The sequence below is a fragment of the Terribacillus saccharophilus genome, from assembly GCF_046592595.1.
GTDB lineage: Bacteria > Bacillota > Bacilli > Bacillales > Amphibacillaceae > Terribacillus > Terribacillus saccharophilus_C.
On sequence record NZ_JAWVPF010000003.1, the window covers coordinates 264,948 to 288,859 of the forward strand.

General features: G+C 42.9%; 28 protein-coding genes and 1 pseudogene. 12 read left to right on the top strand and 17 right to left on the bottom strand.

What is annotated here, in order from left to right:
* Positions 1–90: 90 nt before the first annotated feature.
* The 11 genes from SFC25_RS06400 to SFC25_RS06450 all read right to left on the bottom strand — a co-directional run bounded on the left by SFC25_RS06400 (position 91) and on the right by SFC25_RS06450 (position 9,430).
* A complete protein-coding gene (locus tag SFC25_RS06400; protein WP_411214466.1) occupies positions 91–996 on the bottom strand; it encodes an NAD(P)/FAD-dependent oxidoreductase in 906 nt (301 codons plus the stop codon).
* A 68-nt stretch (positions 997–1,064) separates the two neighbouring features.
* Positions 1,065–1,466 carry an RrF2 family transcriptional regulator gene (locus SFC25_RS06405; protein WP_411214467.1) on the bottom strand — a complete coding sequence of 134 codons (402 nt, stop codon included), beginning with the start codon at positions 1,464–1,466 and terminating at the stop codon, positions 1,065–1,067.
* Positions 1,467–1,805: 339 nt separating this feature from the next.
* Complete coding sequence (locus SFC25_RS06410; RefSeq protein ID WP_411214468.1) at positions 1,806–2,942, bottom strand: GerMN domain-containing protein; 1,137 nt, start codon at positions 2,940–2,942, stop codon at positions 1,806–1,808.
* 72 nt (positions 2,943–3,014) lie between these two features.
* Positions 3,015–3,830, bottom strand: a complete 816-nt coding sequence (gene racE / locus SFC25_RS06415; protein WP_411214469.1) for a glutamate racemase — start codon at positions 3,828–3,830, stop codon at positions 3,015–3,017.
* Positions 3,831–3,832: 2 nt separating this feature from the next.
* Positions 3,833–4,318: a MarR family winged helix-turn-helix transcriptional regulator gene (locus tag SFC25_RS06420; protein WP_366247320.1), complete on the bottom strand. Its 486-nt coding sequence runs from the start codon at positions 4,316–4,318 to the stop codon at positions 3,833–3,835.
* Between the two features lie 12 nt (positions 4,319–4,330).
* Positions 4,331–5,812: a potassium/proton antiporter gene (locus SFC25_RS06425; RefSeq protein ID WP_411214470.1), complete on the bottom strand. Its 1,482-nt coding sequence runs from the start codon at positions 5,810–5,812 to the stop codon at positions 4,331–4,333.
* Positions 5,813–5,965: 153 nt separating this feature from the next.
* Positions 5,966–6,412 carry a hypothetical protein gene (locus tag SFC25_RS06430; RefSeq protein WP_411214471.1) on the bottom strand — a complete coding sequence of 149 codons (447 nt, stop codon included), beginning with the start codon at positions 6,410–6,412 and terminating at the stop codon, positions 5,966–5,968.
* A 105-nt stretch (positions 6,413–6,517) separates the two neighbouring features.
* Positions 6,518–6,853, bottom strand: coding sequence for a hypothetical protein (locus SFC25_RS06435; protein ID WP_411214472.1), 336 nt, complete (start codon positions 6,851–6,853; stop codon positions 6,518–6,520).
* A gap of 170 nt (positions 6,854–7,023) precedes the next feature.
* On the bottom strand, positions 7,024–7,380 hold the full coding sequence (locus tag SFC25_RS06440; protein ID WP_411214473.1) for a hypothetical protein: 357 nt from the start codon (positions 7,378–7,380) through the stop codon (positions 7,024–7,026).
* A gap of 213 nt (positions 7,381–7,593) precedes the next feature.
* Positions 7,594–8,997 (bottom strand): M24 family metallopeptidase, encoded by a 1,404-nt coding sequence (locus SFC25_RS06445; protein ID WP_411214474.1) that lies wholly within the window; start codon positions 8,995–8,997, stop codon positions 7,594–7,596.
* Positions 8,998–9,205: 208 nt separating this feature from the next.
* Positions 9,206–9,430 carry a helix-turn-helix domain-containing protein gene (locus SFC25_RS06450; RefSeq protein ID WP_366247326.1) on the bottom strand — a complete coding sequence of 75 codons (225 nt, stop codon included), beginning with the start codon at positions 9,428–9,430 and terminating at the stop codon, positions 9,206–9,208.
* A gap of 446 nt (positions 9,431–9,876) precedes the next feature.
* Between SFC25_RS06450 and SFC25_RS06455 the strand changes: the two genes are divergently transcribed.
* Positions 9,877–10,458, top strand: coding sequence for a DUF4352 domain-containing protein (locus SFC25_RS06455; RefSeq protein WP_411214475.1), 582 nt, complete (start codon positions 9,877–9,879; stop codon positions 10,456–10,458).
* 70 nt (positions 10,459–10,528) lie between these two features.
* Here the strand turns inward: SFC25_RS06455 and SFC25_RS06460 are convergent.
* A pseudogene (locus SFC25_RS06460) lies at positions 10,529–10,738 on the bottom strand (PhzF family phenazine biosynthesis isomerase); the annotation flags it as partial.
* A gap of 352 nt (positions 10,739–11,090) precedes the next feature.
* On the opposite strand from SFC25_RS06460, the gene SFC25_RS06465 reads away from it, so the two are divergent.
* The 5 genes from SFC25_RS06465 to SFC25_RS06485 all read left to right on the top strand — a co-directional run bounded on the left by SFC25_RS06465 (position 11,091) and on the right by SFC25_RS06485 (position 14,373).
* Complete coding sequence (locus SFC25_RS06465) at positions 11,091–11,396, top strand: YfzA family protein (protein ID WP_411214476.1); 306 nt, start codon at positions 11,091–11,093, stop codon at positions 11,394–11,396.
* A gap of 15 nt (positions 11,397–11,411) precedes the next feature.
* Complete coding sequence (locus tag SFC25_RS06470; protein WP_411214477.1) at positions 11,412–11,783, top strand: GntR family transcriptional regulator; 372 nt, start codon at positions 11,412–11,414, stop codon at positions 11,781–11,783.
* Between the two features lie 4 nt (positions 11,784–11,787).
* Complete coding sequence (locus tag SFC25_RS06475; RefSeq protein ID WP_411214478.1) at positions 11,788–12,654, top strand: ABC transporter ATP-binding protein; 867 nt, start codon at positions 11,788–11,790, stop codon at positions 12,652–12,654.
* On the top strand, positions 12,647–13,255 hold the full coding sequence (locus SFC25_RS06480; protein ID WP_411214479.1) for an ABC-2 transporter permease: 609 nt from the start codon (positions 12,647–12,649) through the stop codon (positions 13,253–13,255). Before SFC25_RS06475 ends, SFC25_RS06480 begins: the two co-directional genes overlap by 8 nt.
* Before the next feature lie 272 nt (positions 13,256–13,527).
* Positions 13,528–14,373: an STAS domain-containing protein gene (locus SFC25_RS06485; protein WP_411214480.1), complete on the top strand. Its 846-nt coding sequence runs from the start codon at positions 13,528–13,530 to the stop codon at positions 14,371–14,373.
* 38 nt (positions 14,374–14,411) lie between these two features.
* Here the strand turns inward: SFC25_RS06485 and SFC25_RS06490 are convergent, their stop codons facing one another.
* Positions 14,412–15,164 carry an SDR family oxidoreductase gene (locus SFC25_RS06490; RefSeq protein ID WP_411214481.1) on the bottom strand — a complete coding sequence of 251 codons (753 nt, stop codon included), beginning with the start codon at positions 15,162–15,164 and terminating at the stop codon, positions 14,412–14,414.
* A 132-nt stretch (positions 15,165–15,296) separates the two neighbouring features.
* Here SFC25_RS06490 and SFC25_RS06495 point away from each other — a divergent pair, with 132 nt between their 5' ends.
* From SFC25_RS06495 to SFC25_RS06510, 4 genes are all read left to right on the top strand, one after another.
* A complete protein-coding gene (locus SFC25_RS06495) occupies positions 15,297–16,775 on the top strand; it encodes an aldehyde dehydrogenase family protein (protein ID WP_411214482.1) in 1,479 nt (492 codons plus the stop codon).
* Positions 16,776–16,905: 130 nt separating this feature from the next.
* Positions 16,906–17,613 (top strand): thermonuclease family protein, encoded by a 708-nt coding sequence (locus tag SFC25_RS06500; protein WP_411214483.1) that lies wholly within the window; start codon positions 16,906–16,908, stop codon positions 17,611–17,613.
* Positions 17,614–17,707: 94 nt separating this feature from the next.
* Positions 17,708–18,160: a DinB family protein gene (locus tag SFC25_RS06505; RefSeq protein ID WP_411214484.1), complete on the top strand. Its 453-nt coding sequence runs from the start codon at positions 17,708–17,710 to the stop codon at positions 18,158–18,160.
* A 168-nt stretch (positions 18,161–18,328) separates the two neighbouring features.
* Complete coding sequence (locus tag SFC25_RS06510) at positions 18,329–18,496, top strand: hypothetical protein (RefSeq protein WP_366247347.1); 168 nt, start codon at positions 18,329–18,331, stop codon at positions 18,494–18,496.
* 9 nt (positions 18,497–18,505) lie between these two features.
* On the opposite strand, the gene SFC25_RS06515 is transcribed toward SFC25_RS06510, so the two are convergent.
* Both SFC25_RS06515 and SFC25_RS06520 read right to left on the bottom strand, forming a co-directional pair.
* Entirely contained in the window at positions 18,506–19,204 is a 699-nt protein-coding gene (locus tag SFC25_RS06515; RefSeq protein WP_411214485.1) for a Type 1 glutamine amidotransferase-like domain-containing protein, read from the bottom strand.
* Positions 19,205–19,770: 566 nt separating this feature from the next.
* Positions 19,771–19,941, bottom strand: a complete 171-nt coding sequence (locus tag SFC25_RS06520; protein WP_411214486.1) for a hypothetical protein — start codon at positions 19,939–19,941, stop codon at positions 19,771–19,773.
* Positions 19,942–20,074: 133 nt separating this feature from the next.
* On the opposite strand from SFC25_RS06520, the gene SFC25_RS06525 reads away from it, so the two are divergent.
* Together SFC25_RS06525 and SFC25_RS06530 are read left to right on the top strand one after the other, a co-directional pair.
* The gene (locus tag SFC25_RS06525; RefSeq protein ID WP_411214487.1) at positions 20,075–20,773 is read left to right on the top strand and encodes an MBL fold metallo-hydrolase; all 699 of its coding nucleotides are present in this window, start codon (positions 20,075–20,077) and stop codon (positions 20,771–20,773) included.
* Between the two features lie 10 nt (positions 20,774–20,783).
* Entirely contained in the window at positions 20,784–21,305 is a 522-nt protein-coding gene (locus tag SFC25_RS06530; RefSeq protein WP_411214595.1) for a TetR/AcrR family transcriptional regulator, read from the top strand.
* Positions 21,306–21,341: 36 nt separating this feature from the next.
* Here the strand turns inward: SFC25_RS06530 and sdhB are convergent, their stop codons facing one another.
* Both sdhB and sdhA read right to left on the bottom strand, forming a co-directional pair.
* Positions 21,342–22,118: a succinate dehydrogenase iron-sulfur subunit gene (gene sdhB, locus SFC25_RS06535; protein WP_411214488.1), complete on the bottom strand. Its 777-nt coding sequence runs from the start codon at positions 22,116–22,118 to the stop codon at positions 21,342–21,344.
* Positions 22,118–23,887 carry a succinate dehydrogenase flavoprotein subunit gene (sdhA, locus tag SFC25_RS06540; protein ID WP_411214489.1) on the bottom strand — a complete coding sequence of 590 codons (1,770 nt, stop codon included), beginning with the start codon at positions 23,885–23,887 and terminating at the stop codon, positions 22,118–22,120. Before sdhA ends, sdhB begins: the two co-directional genes overlap by 1 nt.
* Positions 23,888–23,912: the final 25 nt, after the last annotated feature.

Sequence of the window (23,912 nt, forward strand, 5' to 3'; positions counted from 1 at the left end):
ATTACCCTAGATAGTACCCAAATATTAATATGTATGAAAAAAGGCGAGCTTCTATTAAAGTATAGCTCGCCTTTCAACGTTTTTCAAAAATCAGCTAAAACGGGACTCAACAAAGTGCATATTCATATTTGCCGCCACTCTTGCACCGTCAGCTGCTGCCAGCAAAAGAGAAGAAGGTGCTTGATTTACATATTCACCAGCGGCATAGATATGCGGCACGCTTGTTTGTCCGAGTTCGTTCACCATCAGTCTGCCTTGTTCATCAAATGAGCACCCCAAACAGGCAGCCAGTCTATCTTTGCGGACGAATTCCGGGACAACAAAGCCACCTGTCCTTTTCATTCGATTATCGTTTTCAAAGACAACTTCTTTTAGGATCCCATTCTCTCCAATAAGGTCCACTATCTTTGCCTCCTCGATTATTACACCATGCTTTTCGAACAAAGAAAAAGTATTTTGATCAATTTCATATCCATTTGATGCAATGACAAGATCCCCTGTCCAGTTCAGCAGCAATTTCCCCATATGGCGAATACCAGACTCTGTTTCAGCAAACAGAATCAGCGGCTCATCTTTTCGTTCATACCCGTCGCAATATGGGCAGGAGAAAATGCTCTTACCATAAAATGAAGCAATGGAAGGGATTGCCGGGAAAGATTCTTTAATACCGGTCGCCAGTAAGATCTTTTTTATTAAGTAAGGGCTGTCATGTGTTTCTATCACAAAACTAGCTGCATCATTTTGCTTTATATTAGTCACATCAGCTGAAATAAATGTGACATTCGGATATTTTGCCAGATCACGTCTGGCTTCTTCCCTGAATTGAGCTGGTGTGATACCATCTCTCGTTAAGAATCCATGTGATTCTTGAGTCACCTGGTTTCGGTTGGTATCATTATCAAAAATAATCACATTCTTTCTGGCTCTCACAAGTTGAAGCGCTGCACTCATCCCTGCTGCACCGCCGCCAACTATACCGCAATCCCATTTTTCCATTGTCCACACTCCTTCACAGATTTAAAAGACTTATAATGTCTATGATTGTACGAAAGAAAAAACAGCTTTTATTTGCTGCTTTTACCCTCTAGCAAAGAAGCTATAGTTGTCTGACGTAGCTCCTGCTCCATCTGCTCTTCTGCTTTTTCCATTACTCGCTTCACGACACAAGCAGGCTCGTCATGCAAGCTGCATTCAAAGATCGAGGCTTTCCCTTCTATCGCTTGGATAATATCAAAAAAGGAGAGTTGCTGCCATCCGTTTCTGAGCTTATATCCACCATTTGCTCCCGAAGAAGATGTAATAAGGCCTTCTTTCACCAGCTTGGTGAGTATCTTAGACAAATAAGTCGGTGAAACCTGCTGATGATTGGCAAGCTGCTGTACTCCGATCGGCTGCTGACTCGCTCCTTCTTTGGCTAAATAAAGCATCGTATGCAGAGCGTAATTCGTCGCTTTGGTGAATTTCATTTGCTGCACTCCAATCATAGACTTTACGTATCTATGATAACTACTTAGACTTTACCTGTCAAACAATAACTGCTTATCGATTTCCTGAACGCGATGAGATGATTAACATCCAAATAGACAATGTTTGCAACCAGCAATTGATTCGAAATCACCCTGCCAGGATGGTACTATTACCCAGCCAGCTTCTTAGTTGCTCCACTTTCTCTGATGGAACATCGTTTGTTCCCTCTTGGATAATCCGGTCATCAGTATGTATACACCCCTCCCAACTGATATCAACAGAAAGCATCCTTTTACCTGCAATAAAAAAGCCCGGTCAAATGACCGGGCTTTCCCATTTTACAATTTTTCAGCTGGAACGTACTGTTCTCTTGAGACAGGCTCAGCGTATGCTTCACCATGCTCGTTGAACACTTCTTCCACGCCTTCTACTTTAACAGATACAGCTTCGACTTCTTCAAGCTCTGTCAAGCTCATGACGAGTGTTTCCATAAGCTGATCTGTAATCGCCGCTTCATCCACGTTGCTCAACACTTCTGTGTTGAATTCCAGGTTGAGGACGCCATCCTTCAGTGTTGGCTCAGAAGCTAGTGCAGAGCCTGTATTGAAGACGTTGGACAGATTGCTGTCCATTGCTGGGCCGTCAATCAATGCATTGACGATTTCTTCGTAGTCGTTTTCCGCATTGCTGTTCATTCGCTCTGTGACTGGCACTTCATAAGGTGTGCCATCTACTGCTTCTGCCGGGAAGTAGAGCGTCACTGACTGGCTGTTCACCGTAGTGATGCCATTATCCATCAAGTTGATACCGTCAGCACGGGAATAACTTTTCCCGATAGGTGTGCCATCAACCGGCATTTTCGCCAGGTCTTGTCCCTCTACGCGGATGCTCACATTTTTCACATTCTCAAACTGTGTCAATGTGTACGTGATGGATTCAAGGATCTTCTTCTCACTGGCTGCTTCATATTCATTGAATTCCTTCGAGAAGTCGACAATCAGTGTGCCGTCTTCCTGCGCATCAATTCCATTGATCGTTGTTCCCGCCGGTAAAACGGCTTGGAAGCCATTTGGAAGCATGTCCGTTACTGGACCGTCCTTCACAAGGTATTCCAGCGTTTCTTTTGCTACTTCATTTGTTTGCGGCAATTCGAATGTCATCGGTACAACCATTCCATTGGCATCCATCAGGAACAACTGACGTTTTGCGGTAGCGGATTCGCCTTCTTTCGCACCCTCTTCAGGCTGTTTCTCTTCACCTTCTGCTGGTGCCTCTCCTTCAGCCGGTGCTTCACCTTCGGCTGGTGCTTCCGCTGCGCCAGGCTCAAGCGCATTTTCCTCCAGCTCGTCCACATAAGTTGTATCCTGCGGCACATCCACTTCGTCGATAGCCTGTTCTCCTTTCAAGGAGCATCCGGCCAATAAAATGGAAAGGCCTATTACGCTAGTGAAAAGACCTGCAATCTTTTTGTTCATACGCACTTCTTCCCCCTTGATGGTTTGTACTATCATGTATACGAGCCATCAAAGGTTTTAGACCATATTTCTTCAAATAGACTGTTTGCTGCCGAGCTGGATACGTCCGACTTCATTAACTGGACGCTGCAGCCACATATTCGCGATCTTCATGAACAGATGCGTATCTCCTGATGCATAGAATTGATGATTGACAGGACGATCTCCTTCATAGAGCTTTCGTTTGAAGCCTAGAATTGCACTTACTTCACGGGCTGTCTCATCTCCGGAACTGATTACTTCCACCGATTCACCAATCACTTCTTCAATCACTGGTTTGATGATCGGATAATGCGTGCACCCAAGGATGAGTGTGTCCATCTCTTTCCAATCCTTTAATGGAGTCAATGCGTCTTGGACGACCTGTCGAGCCAATGGGCCGGACACAACACCTTTTTCCACCATCGGAACGAATGTTGGACAAGCGAGCCCTTCGATTTCTAGCTCACTATTGATATTTTTAAGCGCTTTACGGTACGCATGGCTGCGGGTCGTACCTTCTGTACCGAGTACACCGATGTGATTTGTTTTTGTCGTTTTAATTGCTGCACGGGCACCTGGCTCAATAACACCGACAACCGGTATATCAAGCTTCTGCTTCAGCTCCTCCAATGTAAAAGCTGTCGCTGTATTACAGGCGATGACAAGCATCTTGATGTTCTTTTCCAGGAGGAAATTCACCATGTCCCATGTAAATTCCACTACTTCTCCCTCCGGTCTTGGACCGTATGGACAGCGCAGTGTATCCCCGACATAGATAAGATTTTCCTTTGGCAGCTGACGCATCAGCTCCCTTGCAACGGTCAAGCCGCCTACTCCTGAATCAATGACACCAATCGGATAATCCACGTTTATCTCCTCTTTTTCTTCTCTGTTTTAGCCTCTAGCTGTTCGTAATCATTCATTTTACCGTGTAATTTATGTAAGAGCAACTGCAGCTGGTCTGCCTCTTCCAAAGAAAAAGTTTCCAGCAGCTCTTGCAGATATGCTTGACGCTTTTTGATCACTTCGGAGATAATCAGCTCTCCCTTTTCCAGGATATGCACACGTACGATACGCCGGTCCTTTTCGTCACGCACACGTTTCACAAGCTCATTCTTCTCCAGCCTGTCAACGATATCAGTCGTCGTACTGATTGCAAGCCTGATTGTTTGGGAAAGGTCGCCAGTCGTCATATCCCCTTTGTCCGCCAGCCATTGCAGCGCGACGAACTGCGGTGCCGTAATCGGATACTGCAGGAGAATCTCCCGTCCTTTTTGCTTGATGATTGCGGCAATATGTCGCAGCTCCTTTTCAATCGCTGCAATTCTTTCGGCTGTCAGTGTGTCGTGCACCATTCATTCCTCCTGCTATTCTTCCTTTAATTTATTCCTGCGCAAATATTTTGCAAGTTGTTTCTTATATTGCAAGGCAACCATTATATATAATGTGTCGCCTGCTTTGATGACTGTCTGTCCGTTCGGTGAAATAATCTCGCCGCTGCGGAGAATGGCATTGATCAGCGTCGTCTCAGGGAAGCTGAGATCCTCCAGCCGTTTGCCTGATATCTCATTCAGTTCCGTTGGTTTATATTCTACCATCTCAAGATTGTTCCGTCCTATACTGATCAGTTCGAGTGTCTCAATTTCATTCGTTGTCGGTGGGTCCACCAATTTAAGTTTCGACGCAAGCGCTGTGACTGTAGAGCCCTGCAGAACAGTCGATAAAAGGACGACGAAGAAAACAGCATTAAAGATCAGCTGGGCATTTTCGATACCCGCAATGAGCGGGAAGAGTGCCAGCACGATTGGGACCGCACCTTTCAGGCCTGCCCAGGAAATGAACACTTTCTCTTTGGCTGTATACTTGAAAGGTAACATGGAAAGGAAGGTTGCTAATGGACGTGCCAGGAAGATCAATACGAGTGACAGCAAGAAGCCTTTAATCATCAGGCTCGGTGTGAATAACTCCCCAGGGAAAACGAACAAGCCAAGCAGGACGAACATGCAAATCTGCATCAGCCAGCCGAAGCCTTCATTGAAACGTATGATCGAACGGCGGTAAGTGATTTCCGCATTCCCGATATACAAGGCGCTCACATACACAGCCAATAATCCGGAAGCATGGATAACAGATGTCAAACCGTAGCTTGCCAAAGCGAATGAGAGCGCGAACAGCGGATAAAGACCGCTCGTATCGAGATTGATCCGATTGATTGCTGTTACAGCTATGAATCCGATCAGCAGTCCCATTGCTGCGCCTGCTCCCATTTCCCATATAAAGCTGCCGATCATGGAAAGGACACTGGAGCCATGGCCGCTGATTAGTTCAATACAAGTGATTGTCAGGAACATAGCCATCGGATCATTCGTACCGGATTCTGCCTCTAATGTCGCTGCAAGCTTTTCTTTAACATTCTGTCCTTTCAAGACAGAGAACACCGCAGCTGCATCTGTCGACCCGACAATTGATCCAATCAAAACAGATTCAAGCCATGCCAAATCGAAGATATAGTGCGCAGCAACAGCGACGATTGCCGCTGTCAGCAGCACCCCTACTGTCGCCATGGTGATTGCCGGGGCAAGCGCCGGCTTCATTGAATGCCAATTTGCATGAAGACCGCCTTCAAACAAAATGACTATCAGTGCGAAGATACCAATTGCCTCCGCCAAATGCGCATTATCAAAATAAACAAGACCGAACCCATCACTTCCTACAATCATTCCGACCGCGATGAATAAGACAAGTGCCGGGACACCCAGCCTCGTCGAAAACTTCGTCACCACTACACTTACAATAAGCAGCAGCGCGAAGAGAAAAATGAACTGATTCGTTACCATATAATCGTGCATGTACATCCCCCTACAAGGTGTCGATCGATATCTGACTTTTCTATCCTATCCTTAATGATACAGTTAAAAACGCTGTACTGCATGTAATTCGCCCTCGCCAAAGCTCAACGTATAAAAAACGCCGACTCATCGGAGTCGGCTATTCGCTACCTTTTATTTAAACAAAGCGCTGAATGTATAGGATCGAAACAACTCAGAGAAAGAAGACACCGGCAGTTCATGATAAGGTATGGCTTTGCATCCATTGATGCTGACCATGGTGCACTTCTGTACATCATCAAATCGGCTGACAACCGTATTCCCCTTCTTCATCGCCCACTTCTCAAAATCCGCCGGCGGAGAGCTTCCCAAATGTGCTGCCTGGAATTGTGCGATAGTGCACTCCGCTGCGCTATAATGTGAAGCTACTTCAGCGATCGACAACTGATGCATCTCAGCGAACGGCATCATTACAATCTCATCATCTTCATCGGCCATATAATATTCCCCTGCTTCAGTAACACGCACAAAAGCTTCTCGAACATCCCTGTAAATCTGCTGCTGCAAACTCGGCAGCGACGCAATGACTGGAGCGACAGACGGACTTTTCACAATTTCCATGGAAAACCCTCCTTTTCTGTACAGTTTCGACAGATTCGGAGGGATACCTGCTTTTGCAAGTATAATCTGAATTAGGATTCGTAATAAAACGTGTTACATTGTCTATCAACTATAACTTGTTGAATCGAAAATATTTGCACTCAATTCATTAGCCCATAAAGCCCATTGCATTCCAATTGCAAAGCCAAGCGGTATGGAAACCCAAATCATAACAAGAGCGAAAACATGGAATTGCTCAGATGGAATTTTAAGTGAGGTTATCAATCCAAATAAGAAACCGATCCCCCATATCACTAAGATTACGAAGAACTCTGGGGCTACGTACTTTTGGTCGGTAGGATTTTCACCGATCGTACCTGCAGCACAAAAATCTGCAATGAAAAAAGCAAAGAAACCACTTATAACAGTATTTATGAGAAACACTTTCCTATTTTCATTCATATTATTCCTCCTCAGTAACTGTTCCGAAACGCTCTGCTCCTCTCCCTTTACACTTTTACCACAATTAGCCAATCTGTTGTACAGTTTCGACAAATAACGAAGAAACCTGCCGCCATCAAAAAAACCGGCTCGTTAGCCGGTTTTAATATAGAGGGGAAAACAATATGTAATTATTCTCCTCCGCCGCCCCCACCGCCATCAGAACCTCCACCATCATAGGAAGGGCTGCTCGGACCGGAATCATAGGACTGGGAACTTAAATCTGTGTCGTGGTATCGTTTATGATTGCTATCATTTTCTGAATCTGCGCCCATCAATGGCGTATGCGTATATAAGGACGAGTTTCCATCACTATCTGTTTTACTCTTGGATTGGGCGTGATTTTTAGATTGCGTGTGACCTTGATCTTCATCCCGCTTTTTCTTACGGATCGCTATTAAAGCAATTACTACGGCTGCTATCAGTACAATAATTACGCCTATAAAGATATTAATTGCAATACTATTGTTGATCGTTATTTCATTCATTAGTACTTACTTCACTCCTTTTAAAAAATAAATAGCATTTTCTGCCAGATAAAATTTTCTTGTTTTTACAGGATAACATAAATTTATTTTCTTTAACCCCTACAGTTAAGAAAGTGATATGTATAATTCTATCTTGTCATAAGCAATAAAATCCAAATTAAAAAGAACTTCCTTTTTAGAAAGTTCTTTTTAGAAGACTAAAATTGTATTTAACTACTGATTCTTTACTGTGAAAGCATGCTTTTTATTCAATAAATAAGGACGGTAATAACCGTTAATCGTAGACATTGGAAGCACTTCTGGGCGAAGCTGAATACCGAGCGTGTGGATCATATACTCTCTGCGTTTTTGGATTCTCTCCCATAATTCCGGGTATTGATCGGACAGTTCTGTACGTAGTTTTTCATCCGCTAGAGCAATACCATCTTCGGCATTCGCTCCGCCGTAGCCTGGAATACTAGGGATAATATCCACTTGGAGCATCATGCCGCTGGCAAGTGGCATTTCTGAATTGGGGTATATAGGAGAAGACATCCATTCTTCACCAGCAGTCAAATGACCAGGATTAAGCTTCCATCCGTATTCTGTTTTAGGCAGGACTGATTCTATTAACTCATACATCTCTCCGCCAGTCATACCGATCCTCACATTTTCATACCAAGCTACACTGGCTGCATAATAAGGCTTAGCAACTGCCTCCATATAATCAGACACATCCGCTGGCAGCTCTTCCGCAGATGATACAATATATGCTGAACGGTTAGTAAGACCTCCTCTGTAGCCTAATGTTACTGAAAACTTATCACCAATCTCTACTTTCTTCGCTCTTGGCGCCACTACTGCGTTCGTAAAACGATCACCCGTAGCACAAATCGTCTGGACATTATTCGGCTGTCCATAGGCAGCCAGTCCATCCGCGAGCTCCATCTCTGTTTTTCCAGGCTCTATATTATCCAGCACTCGTAAAATTCGGGATGATGCAAGTGACGCGCCAAATTCATAATGAGCGATTTCGTTTGCATTCATTAAAGTACGGGCCCCCGAACCTGGATGAATGAATAATGAAGTGGCATTTAAAACACTTCCGGAATCTTTCACTAACTCTTTTATAGCGCTGACGATAAAATACGGCGTATCAAACAGCTGATGATTGTCTTCATAAGGACTCGTAAACATTTTCCATCCTGCTATACCGACACGCATACCTTCTTTCACACCCGAGGATGCAATAAGTTCTGCAAATGTCTTTTCAGTCGGCATCGGCTGATTCGGCAGTGAAAAGTACGGTACAAGAATAGCTTCTGCTTCTATACGGCTGTATTGTTGCATTCGAAGAGACTCATTGCCTAATAACAAGTAAGCCTTCTCATTACGATGCAAAACCAATACAGCTTCCTCGAATCTCGGCTCAAAACCTGTAAGATAACCAAAGTTTGTACCATGTTCACGATCTCCGTAAACAAGAAGAACATCCAGTCCGGCGTCTTTCATCTGAGCAACAATCTTCTCTTTATGAAGCCGCATCGTTTCATCATTCAGATCCACTGGTAACACTGCAGCTGTTTCAGCGGGTGCAGGCACTTCACTATAGCGTATTCTCTCTATGTAATTCATCATATTATCTCCTTCGCTTATGTATCTAACAATTACATTGTAAGCGATTTACTCTTGCATGAGTTAGTGAATGTTTTAGGGCTTAAACATTTTCTGCAGAAACAAAAAAACCGACCATCACAGTCGGTTTTAAAATAGCCGTCACAGCAAGCCGGTACTCTATATCTGCTTACAACAGCTATGTGCATCAACAGGCAGAGCTCTTGCCTGTTTATAGCTTCAGTTCCCCCATGCGAAGGAGCTCCACTACAGCCTGAGACCGTCCCTTTACTCCCAGTTTCTGCATCGTATTCGATATGTGGTTCCGCACTGTTTTTTCTGATATAAACAGATCTTGGGCGATTTCCTTGGTTGTCTTATCTTGAACCAATAGTTCAAAGACTTCTTTTTCTCGTTTGGTGAGTAATTGTTTTGGCCTGTAGTCATTATCCTTCAAAAGTTAACCCCTCCTTGCTCTCTTCAGGGTTGCTGCGTCAGGTATTTATTTAGTCCATGTAGCTTATGTAAACCAGAGTCGGAGGGTGAACGGAATTCGTGAATTGTTAACGATTGTTGGTGACAGCCTTACAATGCAACACATTACCTTTTAATTCCAAATACTCTATAATTCAACTACAAATCTTTCAATAATTGGTTAGCCTGCTTATTTAAAGAGCCATAATACTTTCTAAGATATAAATTGAATCCCACATTAAAGATAAATATACAATTTCATCAAAAACATAGTGCATTGTATCTATGTATAGTATATAATCTTTTATGCTGAGTACATTTAACCAAACTTTGTTAGCACTTAAACTTACGCATACATATTTGGCACTATATAAGTTCAATAGTTTGGTTATTTGGTATCGCAATACACATACAAAGGAGTAACACAACGTGAAGAAGTTTGGAATTGGTTGTCTATCAATTATTGGTATCATTGTAGTTATAGGAATTATTATAGGTGTAGCAAGTGGCGGTGGAGATGATACATCTTCAACATCTGGATCTGATAGCTCTAATAATAGTGAGAAAAAAGCCAGTAACGAAGAAGAAACATTTAGTCTTGGTGATACTGCTGAAGTTGGTGCAGTAACTTATACAGTGGATAATTTCGAGACTACACAATCTGTTGGACCATCCGTTCTACCAACCGAAACTGATCAACAATTTATCGTTCTTGATGTAACTTTCAAAAACAACGGAAATGAAGCAGTTACTTTTGATAGCAGTTACCTAAAGCTTAAAAATGGTGACAAAACATATGAAGCAAGCTCGGAAGCTTCAATGTCTGCTAACCAGTCAGAAGACGGCAGCATTGATAACTCCTTCTTCCTACAAGAAGTAAACCCTGATTCTGAGATCAGCGGTAAAGTTGTATTTGAAGTAGCACCAGAAGTTGCAGAAGCAGATGGGCTTCAATTACAAGTACAAGAAGGTATATTTGGAACAAAAACAGGCCTATATAACCTAAAATAATATTAAAAAGCTCCCTCTTGGGGGGCTTTTTTACTTTGGTGGAACCGATATGAATACTTATTCAAATACCAATTTGATTAACCGGTGTGAAAAAACGTATCCTAAAGTCAACTGCATCAGATTCAATCAAAAAAGCAGTTTCATTAAAACCCACTTTGTTAGCAACCTCTTGCATTTCAGCATCTGTTAATTCATCTCCATTTAACACTACACCAGCAGGATTTCCCTTATTAGGTTCTTTACTAAATGCATCATAATGGTAAACCGTAACTGATTTCATGATTTATTCACCCTACCAAAAATTATTTATACTCCATCAGGAATTGATTCACTTCTTCTCTCATCCATACTATACAGGATAATTTTTCTGAATATATTAAATTTTAACTTACCTATCATTCTATTAAAAGCTCTATTAAATCTATTAATTCAATTATAGAGAAGCCTATGTGCCAAAGGCTTAAGATTGTAAGAGCTCTTTAATAAGTCGCAATGGAACAAATCAACCTCTAATTATTATCCTTATTTTTACAATAATGGTTGCATCCATCCTCATCTTTGTATATATTGTATACATATTACATATACAATATTAGGTATTCTACAAAATATTAAAAGGAGGCAACTTTAAAATGAATGGCACGGAAAAAGCCCCAACTTTAACTCCGTTGCGGCGCTGGATAACCATCCTCGGTATCTTCCTACTTGTACAGGTAGTTTTTATACTGGTTGATGGTACGTCCTGGGAACCGAGAATAAACGATGGCGATAGCTTTATTCCAAGAATGTTCAGAAGTATCCTAGACTCATCACTTTTCTCCGAATGGATAACACCTTACACCTACCCATACTTCAATATGATCATGACTGTCCACACCGTTGCACTGCTTATTGTGGCAATCTCAGAAATCATCGAGAGACTTATCTCCAAAAAATAGAATAAGAGGGATCACATGCAAATCATTATTTCCAACAATTCAAAGGAGCCGATTTATGAGCAGATTACAAATCAAATTAAATCGTCCATTTTATCAGGTGAACTGCCGGAGGGCTATGCTATTCCTTCCATGCGCAAACTCGCACAGGACTTACAGATCAGCGTTATCACCACGAAACGGGCTTATGAGGAATTGGAAAAGGCCGGATTTATATACTCTATTGTCGGCAAAGGCTCATTTGTTGCCGAACAAGATTTAGAATTTATAAAAGAGAAAAAACTGAAAGTGATTGAAGAGCAGCTAAGTGCAGTCATTGCGAACAGCAAGGAGATCGGTTTATCCCTTGATGACTTGCAGCAATTGATAAGGATTTTATATGAGGAGTGAAACAGTGGAAAGCGTAGTAGCATTCAAAAGCGTGTCAAAGAAATTTAAAGATTTCTCTGTAGAAAATATTAACCTGCAAGTAAAGCGGGGCTTTGTGCATGGATTCATTGGTGCCAATGGCGCTGGTAAGTCGACAACGATAAAGCTGATGATGAATCTTTTACAGCCAGATGCTGGTGAAGTGAAGGAATTTGGCTTGGACTATAAGACACATGAAAAAGCGATCAAAGAACGAATTGGTTTTGTTTACGATGCTAATGTATATTTCGAAAATCTGAATTTAAAAGATATAAAACGTATTGTCGCACCAGCGTACAAACATTGGGATAATGCTCTATTCTCCCAATATGCGGAACAATTTGAGCTTCCGCTTAATAAGTCGATTAAACATTTCTCCAAAGGAATGCAAATGAAGGCATCCTTAGCAATCGCATTGTCACACCATGCAGAACTGATCATCATGGACGAACCGACAGCAGGTTTGGATCCTATTTTCAGACGTGAGCTGCTAGGAGTCTTACAAGAATTAATGCTAGACGGCAATCGTACCATCTTCTTCTCCACGCATATAACCACAGACTTGAATCGCATCGCAGATTACATAGCATTTATAAATGGCGGGGAATTAGTTTTTAATGATTCCATACACGATATTACGGAGAATTACGCACTTGTTAAAGGAAGAACAGAGTATCTGGATAGCGATACAGAGAAGGCTTTCGTCCATATAAACCGATTATCAACTGGGTTTGAAGCATTAACGGAAAACGTTAATATTGTGAAAAGTACTTTTGGAGATAGTGTTGTAATTGAGCGGGCCTCACTTGAAGATATCATGTTTCATTTGAAAGGCGGTATACAGCATGTTTAATTTAATCAAGCGTGACTTTATCCTACTAAAAAGACAACTGTTAGTATTTCTATTATTAATATTATTTTTTGTCTTAATGGGCAAACATGACCCAGCTTTTATATTTCTGCTTGCCAGCATCATAATTCCAGTTAATACGATTGCTTATGATGAAAAGCCAGAGACAAACATTCTATTGAATTCGCTGCCTTATACACGGAACGAAATTATTGCCTCTCGTTTTCTCGGCGCAATTGTATTTATCATTTTGGCAACAGGGGTGACGAGTGCCTTAATGTATATTTTCAATAGACCTTTTTCAATCCCAGACATTGCCATAGGCAGCAGTATTGCCTTATTACTGTTATCTCTTTACCTGCCGATGTCATATATCATTAAACCAGGTTATAGTTCTCCATTTGCGTTAGTCAGCTTCCTAGTCTTAGCAGGTATAGTTCCTCCTATAGTGTCCTACTTCGGGGAAAGGTTGACGTCACTCACAGATTTCCTAGTTAATCTGCCCGTATCGATTTTCTATACTAGTGCCTTGGTTCTTGGTATTGTATTTTATGGAACCTCCTGGGGACTTACTACCTTCATTTATAGAAGGAAAGCCTTTTAATAGTTATTAATGCAGGATAAATTCTTTAATCAATGAACGTATTCTAGTTATTACTGGGATATGTTCATTTTTATTATTTTTTCTTACTACTAAGCCACTTCCTCTTTGTAACCTTATAAGACGAATGACAGATGTACATAATAATTTTAGATGAAGATAGTTAGCCACAAATCCCTAATAAAAGGAGTATTATTTATACCACTTTTAACTTCCATTCCACTCGGTCTTAGATTATTCTTAAAGTAGTACACACAATAAAAGGGGACATCAGTATGAAAGACGAATTGAGATATATAGGGGAGAAGATACAGAAGAACCAGGACATCATTGCCGAATCTGTACTTTTAAACCTCGATTCGACATTAAATAAAGAGCTTCGTATTTTATCTCTCCCGAAAGAGCAGTTATCCAAATTCAATGCGAAACTTGTATCTAATATCGGGGCTATTCTTTTTGCTGAAGATAACAAGGAAGAAGTGGAAAAGAGCTTTTTAGCTTGGGGTTCGTGGGCTGGACAAGCTGCTACGGAGATGAATGTTTCTTTGACTGCTACGTTGCAATACGTTTCCAGCTTTCGCAGTGTTATTTGGGATATATTCACGGTTGAACTGGAGGAGCGGCATTTTGCTGCAATTACCATGCTGGATGTTTCAAAAATCATCGATCCGATGCTGGAGGTAGTCAGCTTCGAAATTGGAAGACAGTTTGAGAGACATAATAAGAAGATGGTTAGTATTGCCTACAGTGCGCTGGAAGAATTGTCAGTTCCGGTAGTGCCGATTTACGAAGGATTGGCTGTTATACCTATTGTCGGCGAGATCGACACACATCGGGCCAAATTGATCATGGAGACTGCATTGACACAAGGCAATGCCTTGGGATTGGATCACCTTGTCTTGGATGTTTCTGGCGTATTGATGATTGATACAATGGTAGCCAATCAGATTGTCCAAATTGTTCAATCCCTTCGTGTAAGCGGAATTAAAACGATCATCACGGGTATCCGCCCGGAAATTGCACAGACGATGGTATCACTCGGCATCGAGTTCAACTCGATAACTACCATTTCGAATCTGAAAAATGCTTTGCATCATCTTGGATATGGAAAATTGAAATAAATAAAAGAGCTGATCTTAAGAGATCAGCTCTTTCCTCATTACTTCACTCTGCTGTATATATTCTTTACAGCTTCATCAATTTCATCACGTGACATTCGCAAGGCCTTGGCGGAAGTACCGTAACCTACTTCTTCCTTCCCTTCGGCCAGCCCTTTGAATATCCCTTCTGCAAACTCATCAACTGGTGTCCCAAATGTATGGATGCCTGCTCCTCCCAGATCTGTGTTAACAGCCGGCGGAGCAACTTCAATCACTTCTACTTCCGTTTCAGCAAGCTGCAAACGGAGACTCATCGTGAATGAATGCAATGCGGCTTTTGTTGCCGAATAGATTGGTGCGATTGCCATTGGTGTGAACGCAAGTCCTGAGGTCACATTTATAATGGCTGCTTTCTTCCCGCTGGAAGCAAAGAACGGAGCAAACAGCATTGATAGATGGAATGGCGCTTCAATATTGGCGGATATTTCCTTATTGAAATATGCCCAGTCATTTACCGCATCTGCTTCTAAAACATTGAAGCGCTGCTGGATTCCTGCATTATTGACTAGTACATTTACATTTGGATGCTCTTGTTTTACCCATTCAACTAGCGCAGTACGCTCGGATTCAACCGTAACATCACATACACGTGTAATCAGTTCCGGATGCTTGTCTTTTGCCTCCTGCAGCTTACTTTCTCTTCTGCCGCATACTATCACTTCATTGCCAGCCTGCAAAAAACGTTCTGCGAAAGCAAAGCCAATACCGGATGCTCCGCCCGTAATCAATACTTTATTACCCTTTAAATCCATATAAAAGACCTCCTGTTCCTAACATACCTACTATAGCATTCCCTCTCTTTGTGACGCATAACCACCGCCTATAATTATTGTCTTCTCTTTTGGGTATAGTAAAACCAATTCAATAGAAACGGAGTGCTTGACATGTCTGCAGAACCAATTGTGATTGATAGCATCATTAATGGAAAAAAACATAAAGCCGAAAAACAAGCTCCTAGAGAAAATCCAGCCAATCCAAAAGAAGTGGTTGGCTATGCCCCGCTTAATACGAAAGACGAAACTATCCAGGCAATCGATGCCGCTGATCAAGCGTTCACCGAGTGGCGGCAGTCTTCATTTGAGGATCGAATCACGCGTATGCGCCGAGCTATCCAAAAGATAACAGATAACACGTCAGAAATCGCCGCTCTCCTATCCCGGGAACACGGGAAAGCATTATATGATGCGAAGGGCGAAATCGCTGTGTCCCTGATGTGGATGGAGTTTGCCTGTGATAATGTCATGGAAGTACTTCAAGATGAAGTAAACGAGCATGATGGCGGTAAAACAATCATAGCTCGTGATGCAATCGGGGTAATCAGCGCCATTTCTCCTTGGAACTATCCGATTTCACTCTCCACAATTAAGATTGCCCCTGCCTTACTTGCAGGCAATACGATGGTCCTGAAGCCAAGCCCTCTTGCCCCGCTGGCAGTCAGCAAAGTTGCCGAGATAATTGCCGAAGAGTTTCCGCCCGGCGTTTTGAATCTCGTGCATGGCGAAGCCGAAGTTGGCGTCGAACTGACTTCCAATCCTAAAGTGGCTAAAATTGCATTCACTGGCGGAACAGAAACAGCAAAGCACATTATGAAAGCAGCGGCCGATACAATCAAGCATATGACATTGGAGCTCGGCGGCAATGACGCTGCCGTTGTCCTGGATGACTTTGATGTGAATGATGAAAAAGCAATGCGCCGAATTGTCATTTCGAACTTCCTGACGGCAGGCCAGATTTGTATGATTGCCAAGCGTGTTTACGTACATGAATCTATTTACGAATCATTTATTGAAAAATATCGGGAAGCTGCTGACAAGTGGATTCGCGTTGGTGACCCCTTCGCAGAAGACGTTACGATTGGTCCGGTAAATAACAAAAAGCAGATGGAATTTGTCCAGGGGCTGATTGATGACAGTAAACAAAAAGGGGCTGAAGTCATCAAACTGGGTAAAATAATGGATGAAGATCTATTCAAACAAGGATACTTTATGCAGCCAACGCTTGTGCTTGGTGCGGATTATGATGATCCGATTGTCGAACAAGAACAGTTTGGTCCGACTGTCCCTATCTTACCGTTCAAGGATGATGAGCATGCGATTCATCTTGCCAATAAAAGCATCTATGGCCTGACTAGCTCGGTTTGGGGCAAGCAAGAGCATGCGATTAAAGTAGCCAAGCGGATTCAAGCCGGAACGACGATGATCAATACTGCTGCCATCCAAGGCTTGGACGTTCGCTTTCCATTTGGCGGCGTAAAACAATCCGGTATTGGCCGCGAGTATGGCAAAGAAGGTTTGCTTGCATACGCCGAAACACATGTCATCAATATGCCCGATGCATTGGATCTTCCTTATATACCAGAATAAAAAAGCAGGGCATCTATCCGATGCCCTGCTTTTTGCCCTTGTGAAACGATATCTTCCCTCTTATGATAAATATAATGCAGCTAGAAAGAGTTATCGTACATCATGAGAAAAAATATACCCTATTGTTTGGATGGGCATTGTAATACTGTTAATCAGTGGCTGTGGTGTAATCCAAACAGAACAGACCGATACGAAATCCGAACCCACGATCACGTCAGGTACAACTGACAAAATAGAAGTTACCCTAATCAGAATAGTGGATGGCGACACAATAAAAGTGAACTATAACGGACAGGAAGAAACAGTCCGGTACTTGCTTGTAGATACTCCTGAGACGAAAGCGCCGAACAAATGTGTTCAGCCCTATAGTAAGGATGACAGCAAACGCAACGAAGAACCAGTGGCGGATGCGAAAAAGCTGAAGCTGGAATTCGATGTTGAATCAAGAACGGACAAGTATGGTCGCTTGCTTGCCTATGTATATGCTGATGGAGTGAGCGTGCAGCAGACATTACTGGAAGAAGGATTGGCACGTGTAGCTTATGTATACCCGCCAAATACAAGATACCTTGATACTTTCGAGAAAGCACTAGCAACTGCCAAAAAAGATGATGAAGCAGTTTGGCAGCAAAATGGCTATGTGACAGATCGCGGATTCGACGGCTGTGCCACTAGTCAGGACACTTCCGAAACACCAGTAGACAGCTCATCAAATAAATCAACACAATATGCCAATTGCACCGAACTGAGAAAAACATATCCAGAGGGTGTACCAAGCACTCAGCCTGCCTATCAACGCAAATTTGACCGGGACAAGGATGATTATGCGTGTGAATAAAAAAGGCTTCAGATTTATCCAGTCTCTAAGAAATGACAACATATAACTTTTTTGTTTATAGTGTAGAAGAAACTACCAAAAAGGAGCGTTCATCATGAATAAAACAAAGCACTGGAAAGAAATTTGGCTTCAGCATCGCAATGTATTGATCCAATTGATTGACCAAATCGAAGATGGCCATCTGGATTTTAAACCATGGGAAGATGCAATGACGCTTCGCGAACTGGTTCTCCATGTAGCTGGCTCAAGCAATATGTTCGTAAATATGGTGAAAACGGAAGCAATGACACCTCCAAACCTCCCTGAAGTACATACGATGGAAGATCTAAAGCAAGCTGTCAAGCAATTTACAGACCAAACAGCACAAGCTTTTGATACTATCACTGATGATGAACTAGCACAAGAAAACGAAGCGAAGATACCGAGTATGAAAGGTAAGAAAGAACTTTATCTTCAAGCTATGTATGATCATGAACTGCATCACAAAGGTCAGTTGTTCATTTATGCTCGTTTAGTCGGGGCAACAGATCTTCCCTTCTTCCGCTAAGCAAAAAAACCTTACAGCATTTTAGCTGTAAGGTTTTTTTATTTCCTAGTATAATTTTCCTTGGTTTTTTCAATTTTTTACAAAAAACTGCTATACAACAGTTCCTCTTCGATATATAATCTTCTAAACAAAACACATCTTAGAAAACTATAAAATGAGGGATGGATATTGGCGTATGTGATCATGCGTGAAGAGAAGGATGACATTCGCTGCCTGAAAGAGACTGGCAGTACAATGTGCAAGTTATTCGATACGTTGGAAGAAGCCGAATTGATGAAAAAGCAGCTGATCTCCGAAACCGCTTCCCATATTCACTGGTTTATTGTTGAAATGTAACTGCTGAATCTAATTCAGGTAAGCAGTCGGAATTGCTTCTTCAGAACTTCCGTCTTCTTGCCTGTTTATTTTATACACAGCAGCACCTTTCCGAGAACAAACAGCACGGCTCAGCTGTTCATTCACAAAATGCAAGGCAGCATAATCATCCACTCCATAACCTTCTTTCATACTTCCTCCTCCGACTGCTTCTAGGTAACTTGGTCTGCGCTTCGCTTCTCCATCAAAATGAGGACATACACTGCCTGATAGAAAACCAAGTCCATTTATTGCATAAAGCGGACCGTTCAAAGGATCGGTGAGCCCCTCCTCAAACCAGCAATTGGCCCCTGCGCTTAGTCCTGCCAAGATGACTCCATTCCGGTAAGCTTCAGCTAATATATTATCCATCTTCCATTCACGCCAAAGTGCGAGCATATTTCGGGTGCTTCCCCCTCCGACATACAGGATATCCTGCTCCATCACAAAATCACGCAGACTTAGAAACGACGGCTCGAATAAAGATAGATGACCAGGCTTGCATGGCAATTGATGAAAGGCCTTATAAAAACGTTGGATATAATCCTCACTATCTCCACTGGCTGTGGGAATGAAACAAACACGCGGCTCGTCTTCAGAGCTCTGAGAAAGTATATATCGATCAAGCGCTAAATTATCCGGTTCCATTGAAAACCCACCGCCGCCAAGAGCGATAATCTGTCTTTTCATTGTAGTTTCCTCCTGACGATGCAATATATCCCGGTTAGTAGTAGGGCCAGGGAAACAGCAGCTATGTACGTGTATACGTTGAAGTATAAGTTGTTCAAATGGATGTCGAGCCAACCATAATCCTGTATAAACGTTTTACTTACAGCCATTGTCCGTTCTAGCTCCGCAATTCGCAGCTCATACTTCTTTATAGCAAATGTAAGGCTAAGATAAATGCATGCACCGGTGAGAAGAACTGTAATTGCATGCAGCAGGTATGAAGAACTTCCCAGCTTATTAATATAAATTACGAATAAGAAATACATTACTGCAAATAGAAAAAAACAAGCTAGTGGATAAAAGGGCAATCCCAAATTTCCATTCCCGCTCACATGGTTGGTTTTAATGGTAAAGAGATCAATCAAAAAGAACCAAGCAATACTAAGAAACAGAGCTAAACAAAATATTTTCCAGCTTACTGTCCGCATGTGAGTTAGCCTCTTTTCCTTGGTAATTCCTTTTCTTTAAGTGTACATAAGATGGTAAACATTTGTAATAAAAAAGAAAGACCGATTAACGATCTTTCCTTAAGCGTGTTTATCTCCTGCACACATGGCCAGTAAAACAAGAGAAACTACCTGTACTAAAAACCCGACGATAAACAGGATAGGCGTTTGTAACACTGTTCCCAACAATAGCAGTGAGGAAGCAAATAAAATCAACCCTACTCCCCAGTGCTGAAGTCCAGAACGATACATCTTCCTCCTCCTTTTTCCCTTAGATTTAGTTACACCGTAACATACATTCGGTTGAGATGGAAAATAAATCCTTGTAAAACTAATCCTATTAGTTTATATTTTAACTAATACCATTAGTTTGGAGTGATAATACATGCGTATACAAAAACAGCACAATCTATATCAGCTCACTTTTATGCCGCGATTATTTCCGGTGAACTGTTATTTGGTCGAAGAAGAAAACGGACTAACATTGGTCGATGCAGCTCTAGCCTCTTCAGCATCTTCTATTCTCTCCGCGGCCCGTACAATTGGCAAACCGATTACTAAAATCGTCTTAACACATGCTCATTCAGATCATATTGGGTCTCTGGACAGCTTGAAAGATGCATTGCCTGATGCTGAGGTCATGTTATCGCAGATGGAGTGGGATATACTTCAAAACAAAACGAAAATGGAAGCTGGTCTGCCGATCAAGGGCGGTTATCCGAAAAATATCAAGACAAAACCAGATAGATTCTTGCGTGAAGGTGACCGTGTTGGATCACTTGAAGTGATAGCAGCGCCGGGGCACACACCAGGTATGCTGGCATTGCTCGACCATCGAGATGGTGCACTCCTTGTCGGAGACGCGTTTCAGCTTAGAGGCGGAATTGCAGTATCTGGTGATCTAAGATGGCAGTTCCCATTTCCGAGCTGGGCTACCTGGAGTAAGGAAATTTCGGTTCGAACCGCTAAAAAGCTAGCAGACTTTGAACCTAAGGTTCTCGCTGTCGGACATGGAGACTTGCTTCATGAACCATTGCTTCCTATGAAGCATGCGATCCTGCGTGCTGATAAAGGAGTGAGGTAACGTGCCTAGAATGCAGCTCACAAAAACAATGATCATCGACACTGCTCTTTCATTAGCGGAACAACAAGGATACGAAGCAGTCACAATGGCTAACATCGCCCGCTCCTTATCCATTAAGCCGCCCTCTTTGTATAACCATTTTAAAAACTTAGAAGAAATTAAGTATGCAATGGCCGAAGCTGCCCAAAAACAACTATATGAAGCTTTAACAGATACGAAGCAGGGTAAGCAGCCGCTATTGTCTCTAGCAAAGGCATACGTTCATTTTGGCTCTTCCCATCCTGGCCTGTACTCCTCCTCTCTTCTTGGCGGAACTGGGGAAATCGGTGAAAAGCTTGTTCAACTGATAGCTGATCGTTTAACAGCATACGAATTGAATGAAACAGAAAAGATTCATGCTATCCGCGGATTCCGAAGTATACTGCACGGCATTGTTGATTTAAACAAGCATGAAGGATTTAAACTTGATGTTGATTTGGAGAAATCACTTGAACAGATGATTGGAATATTTGAACGAGGTTTGCAATCATAAATAAAGCCACCAGATTATCATCTGGTGGCTTCTATTTTAGTAGTTCGTATCACTACCAAAGAAGTTCTTGAACGACTGGATATTCGTTGCACGGTTCATCTCGGCGATGGATGTTGTCAACGGAATACCTTTCGGGCAGACCTGCACACAGTTCTGTGAGTTACCGCAGCTGCCGATACCGCCTTCTCCCATCAGTGCTTCCAGACGTTCGCCTTTATTCATTGCACCAGTTGGGTGGGCGTTGAACAAACGAACTTGGGAAATCGGTGCTGGGCCGATGAAATCGGATTTATCGTTCACGTTCGGGCATGCTTCCAAGCACACGCCGCAAGTCATGCATTTGGAAAGCTCATATGCCCATTGTCTTTTCTTCTCTGGCATACGCGGCCCAGGTCCGAGATCATACGTACCATCAATCGGTACCCATGCTTTTACTTTTTTCAAGCTATCGAACATTTGGGAGCGGTCAACTGCCAAGTCACGGATGATCGGGAATGTAGACATTGGCTCAAGACGGATTGGCTGCTCCAGTTTATCGATAAGTGCCGCACAAGACTGTCTCGGTGTACCGTTGATGACCATGGAACATGCTCCGCAAACCTCTTCCAGACAGTTCATATCCCAATAGATAGGTGTCGTTTCCTTGCCTTCCGCATTCACCGGGTTTCTCCGGATCTCCATTAAAGCAGAGATGACGTTCATATTCTCCCGGTATGGTACGTGGAAGGTTTCTTCATAAGGGGCGCTACTCGGATCATTCTGACGTGTCACAATTAATGTAATCGTCTCTTGCTTCGTTTTCGTCGCTTCCATTATGCTTTTGCCTCCTTCGCTTTCGCTTGGCTGTAGTCACGTTTTCTCGGCACGATATAGGAAGTGTCTACTTCTTCATAATAGATGTCTGGTGAGTTGGAAGATTCATCATATCTAGCCATCGTAGTCTTCAAGAATTCTTCATCGTTCCGTTCTGGGAACTCTGGTTTGTAATGGGCGCCGCGGCTTTCATTTCGCATATACGCTCCAATTGTCATGACACGAGCCAAATGCAGCATGTTTTTCAGCTGGCGTGTGAACATGACACCTTGGTTGCTCCAAAGGGATGTATCATGGATATTGATATTGTTCCAGCGCTCTTGCAGCTCCTGCAATTTATCATCCGTTTTCAGCAATTTGCTGTTTTCACGAACTACTGTCACGTTATCCGTCATCCATTCGCCTAGCTCACGATGCAGCTTGTACGCATTTTCTTTCCCGTCCATCTTTATCATCTTATCGAAGTTTGCCTGCTCTTTTGCAAGCGCATCATCGAATAATTTGCTGGAGATGTCATCGGCATGCTTATCCAGTCCGTCGATATATTTGATCGCATTCGGACCGGCAACCATTCCGCCGTATATTGCTGACAGCAGGGAGTTCGCACCAAGGCGGTTGGCACCATGCTGGGAGTAATCACATTCTCCAGCTGCAAAGATTCCCGGAATGTTTGTCATCTGATCATCACTGATCCAAAGACCGCCCATGGAATAATGGACTGCCGGGAAGATCTTCATTGGAACCTTACGTGGATCGTCACCAGCGAATTTTTCATAAATCTCAATGATACCGCCCAGTTTGACATCCAGTTCTTTCGGATCCTTATGGGAAAGATCAAGATAAACCATGTTCTCGCCATTGATACCGAGCTTTTGGTTAACACATACATCAAAGATTTCACGTGTTGCAATATCACGCGGTACCAAGTTTCCGTACGCCGGGTATTTCTCCTCAAGGAAGTACCAAGGCTCACCATCTTTGTATGTCCAGACACGGCCGCCTTCTCCCCGAGCTGATTCACTCATCAGGCGGAGCTTATCATCACCAGGAATGGCTGTAGGATGAATCTGGATGAACTCTCCATTCGCATAAATTGCGCCTTGCTCATACAAAGCTCCAGCAGCAGAACCTGTGTTGATGATCGAGTTTGTCGATTTACCGAAGATGATACCAGGACCGCCTGTCGCCATGATGACAGCATCCGCCCGCAACGCGCGCAATTCATGGGATTGGATGTTCTGTGTCAGGATACCGCGTCCGACACCTTCTTCATCGATGATGGCATGCACGAATTCCCAGCCTTCATATTTTGTTACCAGACCAGCAGTTTCGAAGCGACGTACCTGCTCATCCAGTGCATAAAGCAGCTGCTGACCAGTCGTTGCACCGGCATAAGCTGTCCGGTGATATTGCGTACCCCCGAAACGCCGGAAATCAAGAAGTCCTTCTGGTGTCCGGTTGAACATGACTCCCATCCGGTCAAGCATGTGGATGATACTTGGTGCTGCATCACACATTCCTTTTACAGGCCCTTGATTGGCAAGGAAGTCCCCTCCGTAAACTGTATCGTCGAAATGTTCCCAGGTGGAGTCACCTTCACCTTTCGTATTGACCGCTCCGTTGATGCCTCCTTGTGCACAAACGGAGTGGGAGCGTTTTACCGGAACAATGGATAATAAATCTACATGCACGCCGGCTTCTGCTGCTTTGATGGTTGCCATCAAGCCTGCCAGTCCCCCGCCGACAACAACTATATTTCTTTTACTCATATCTTTAAGTCCCCTCTCTTAAAGC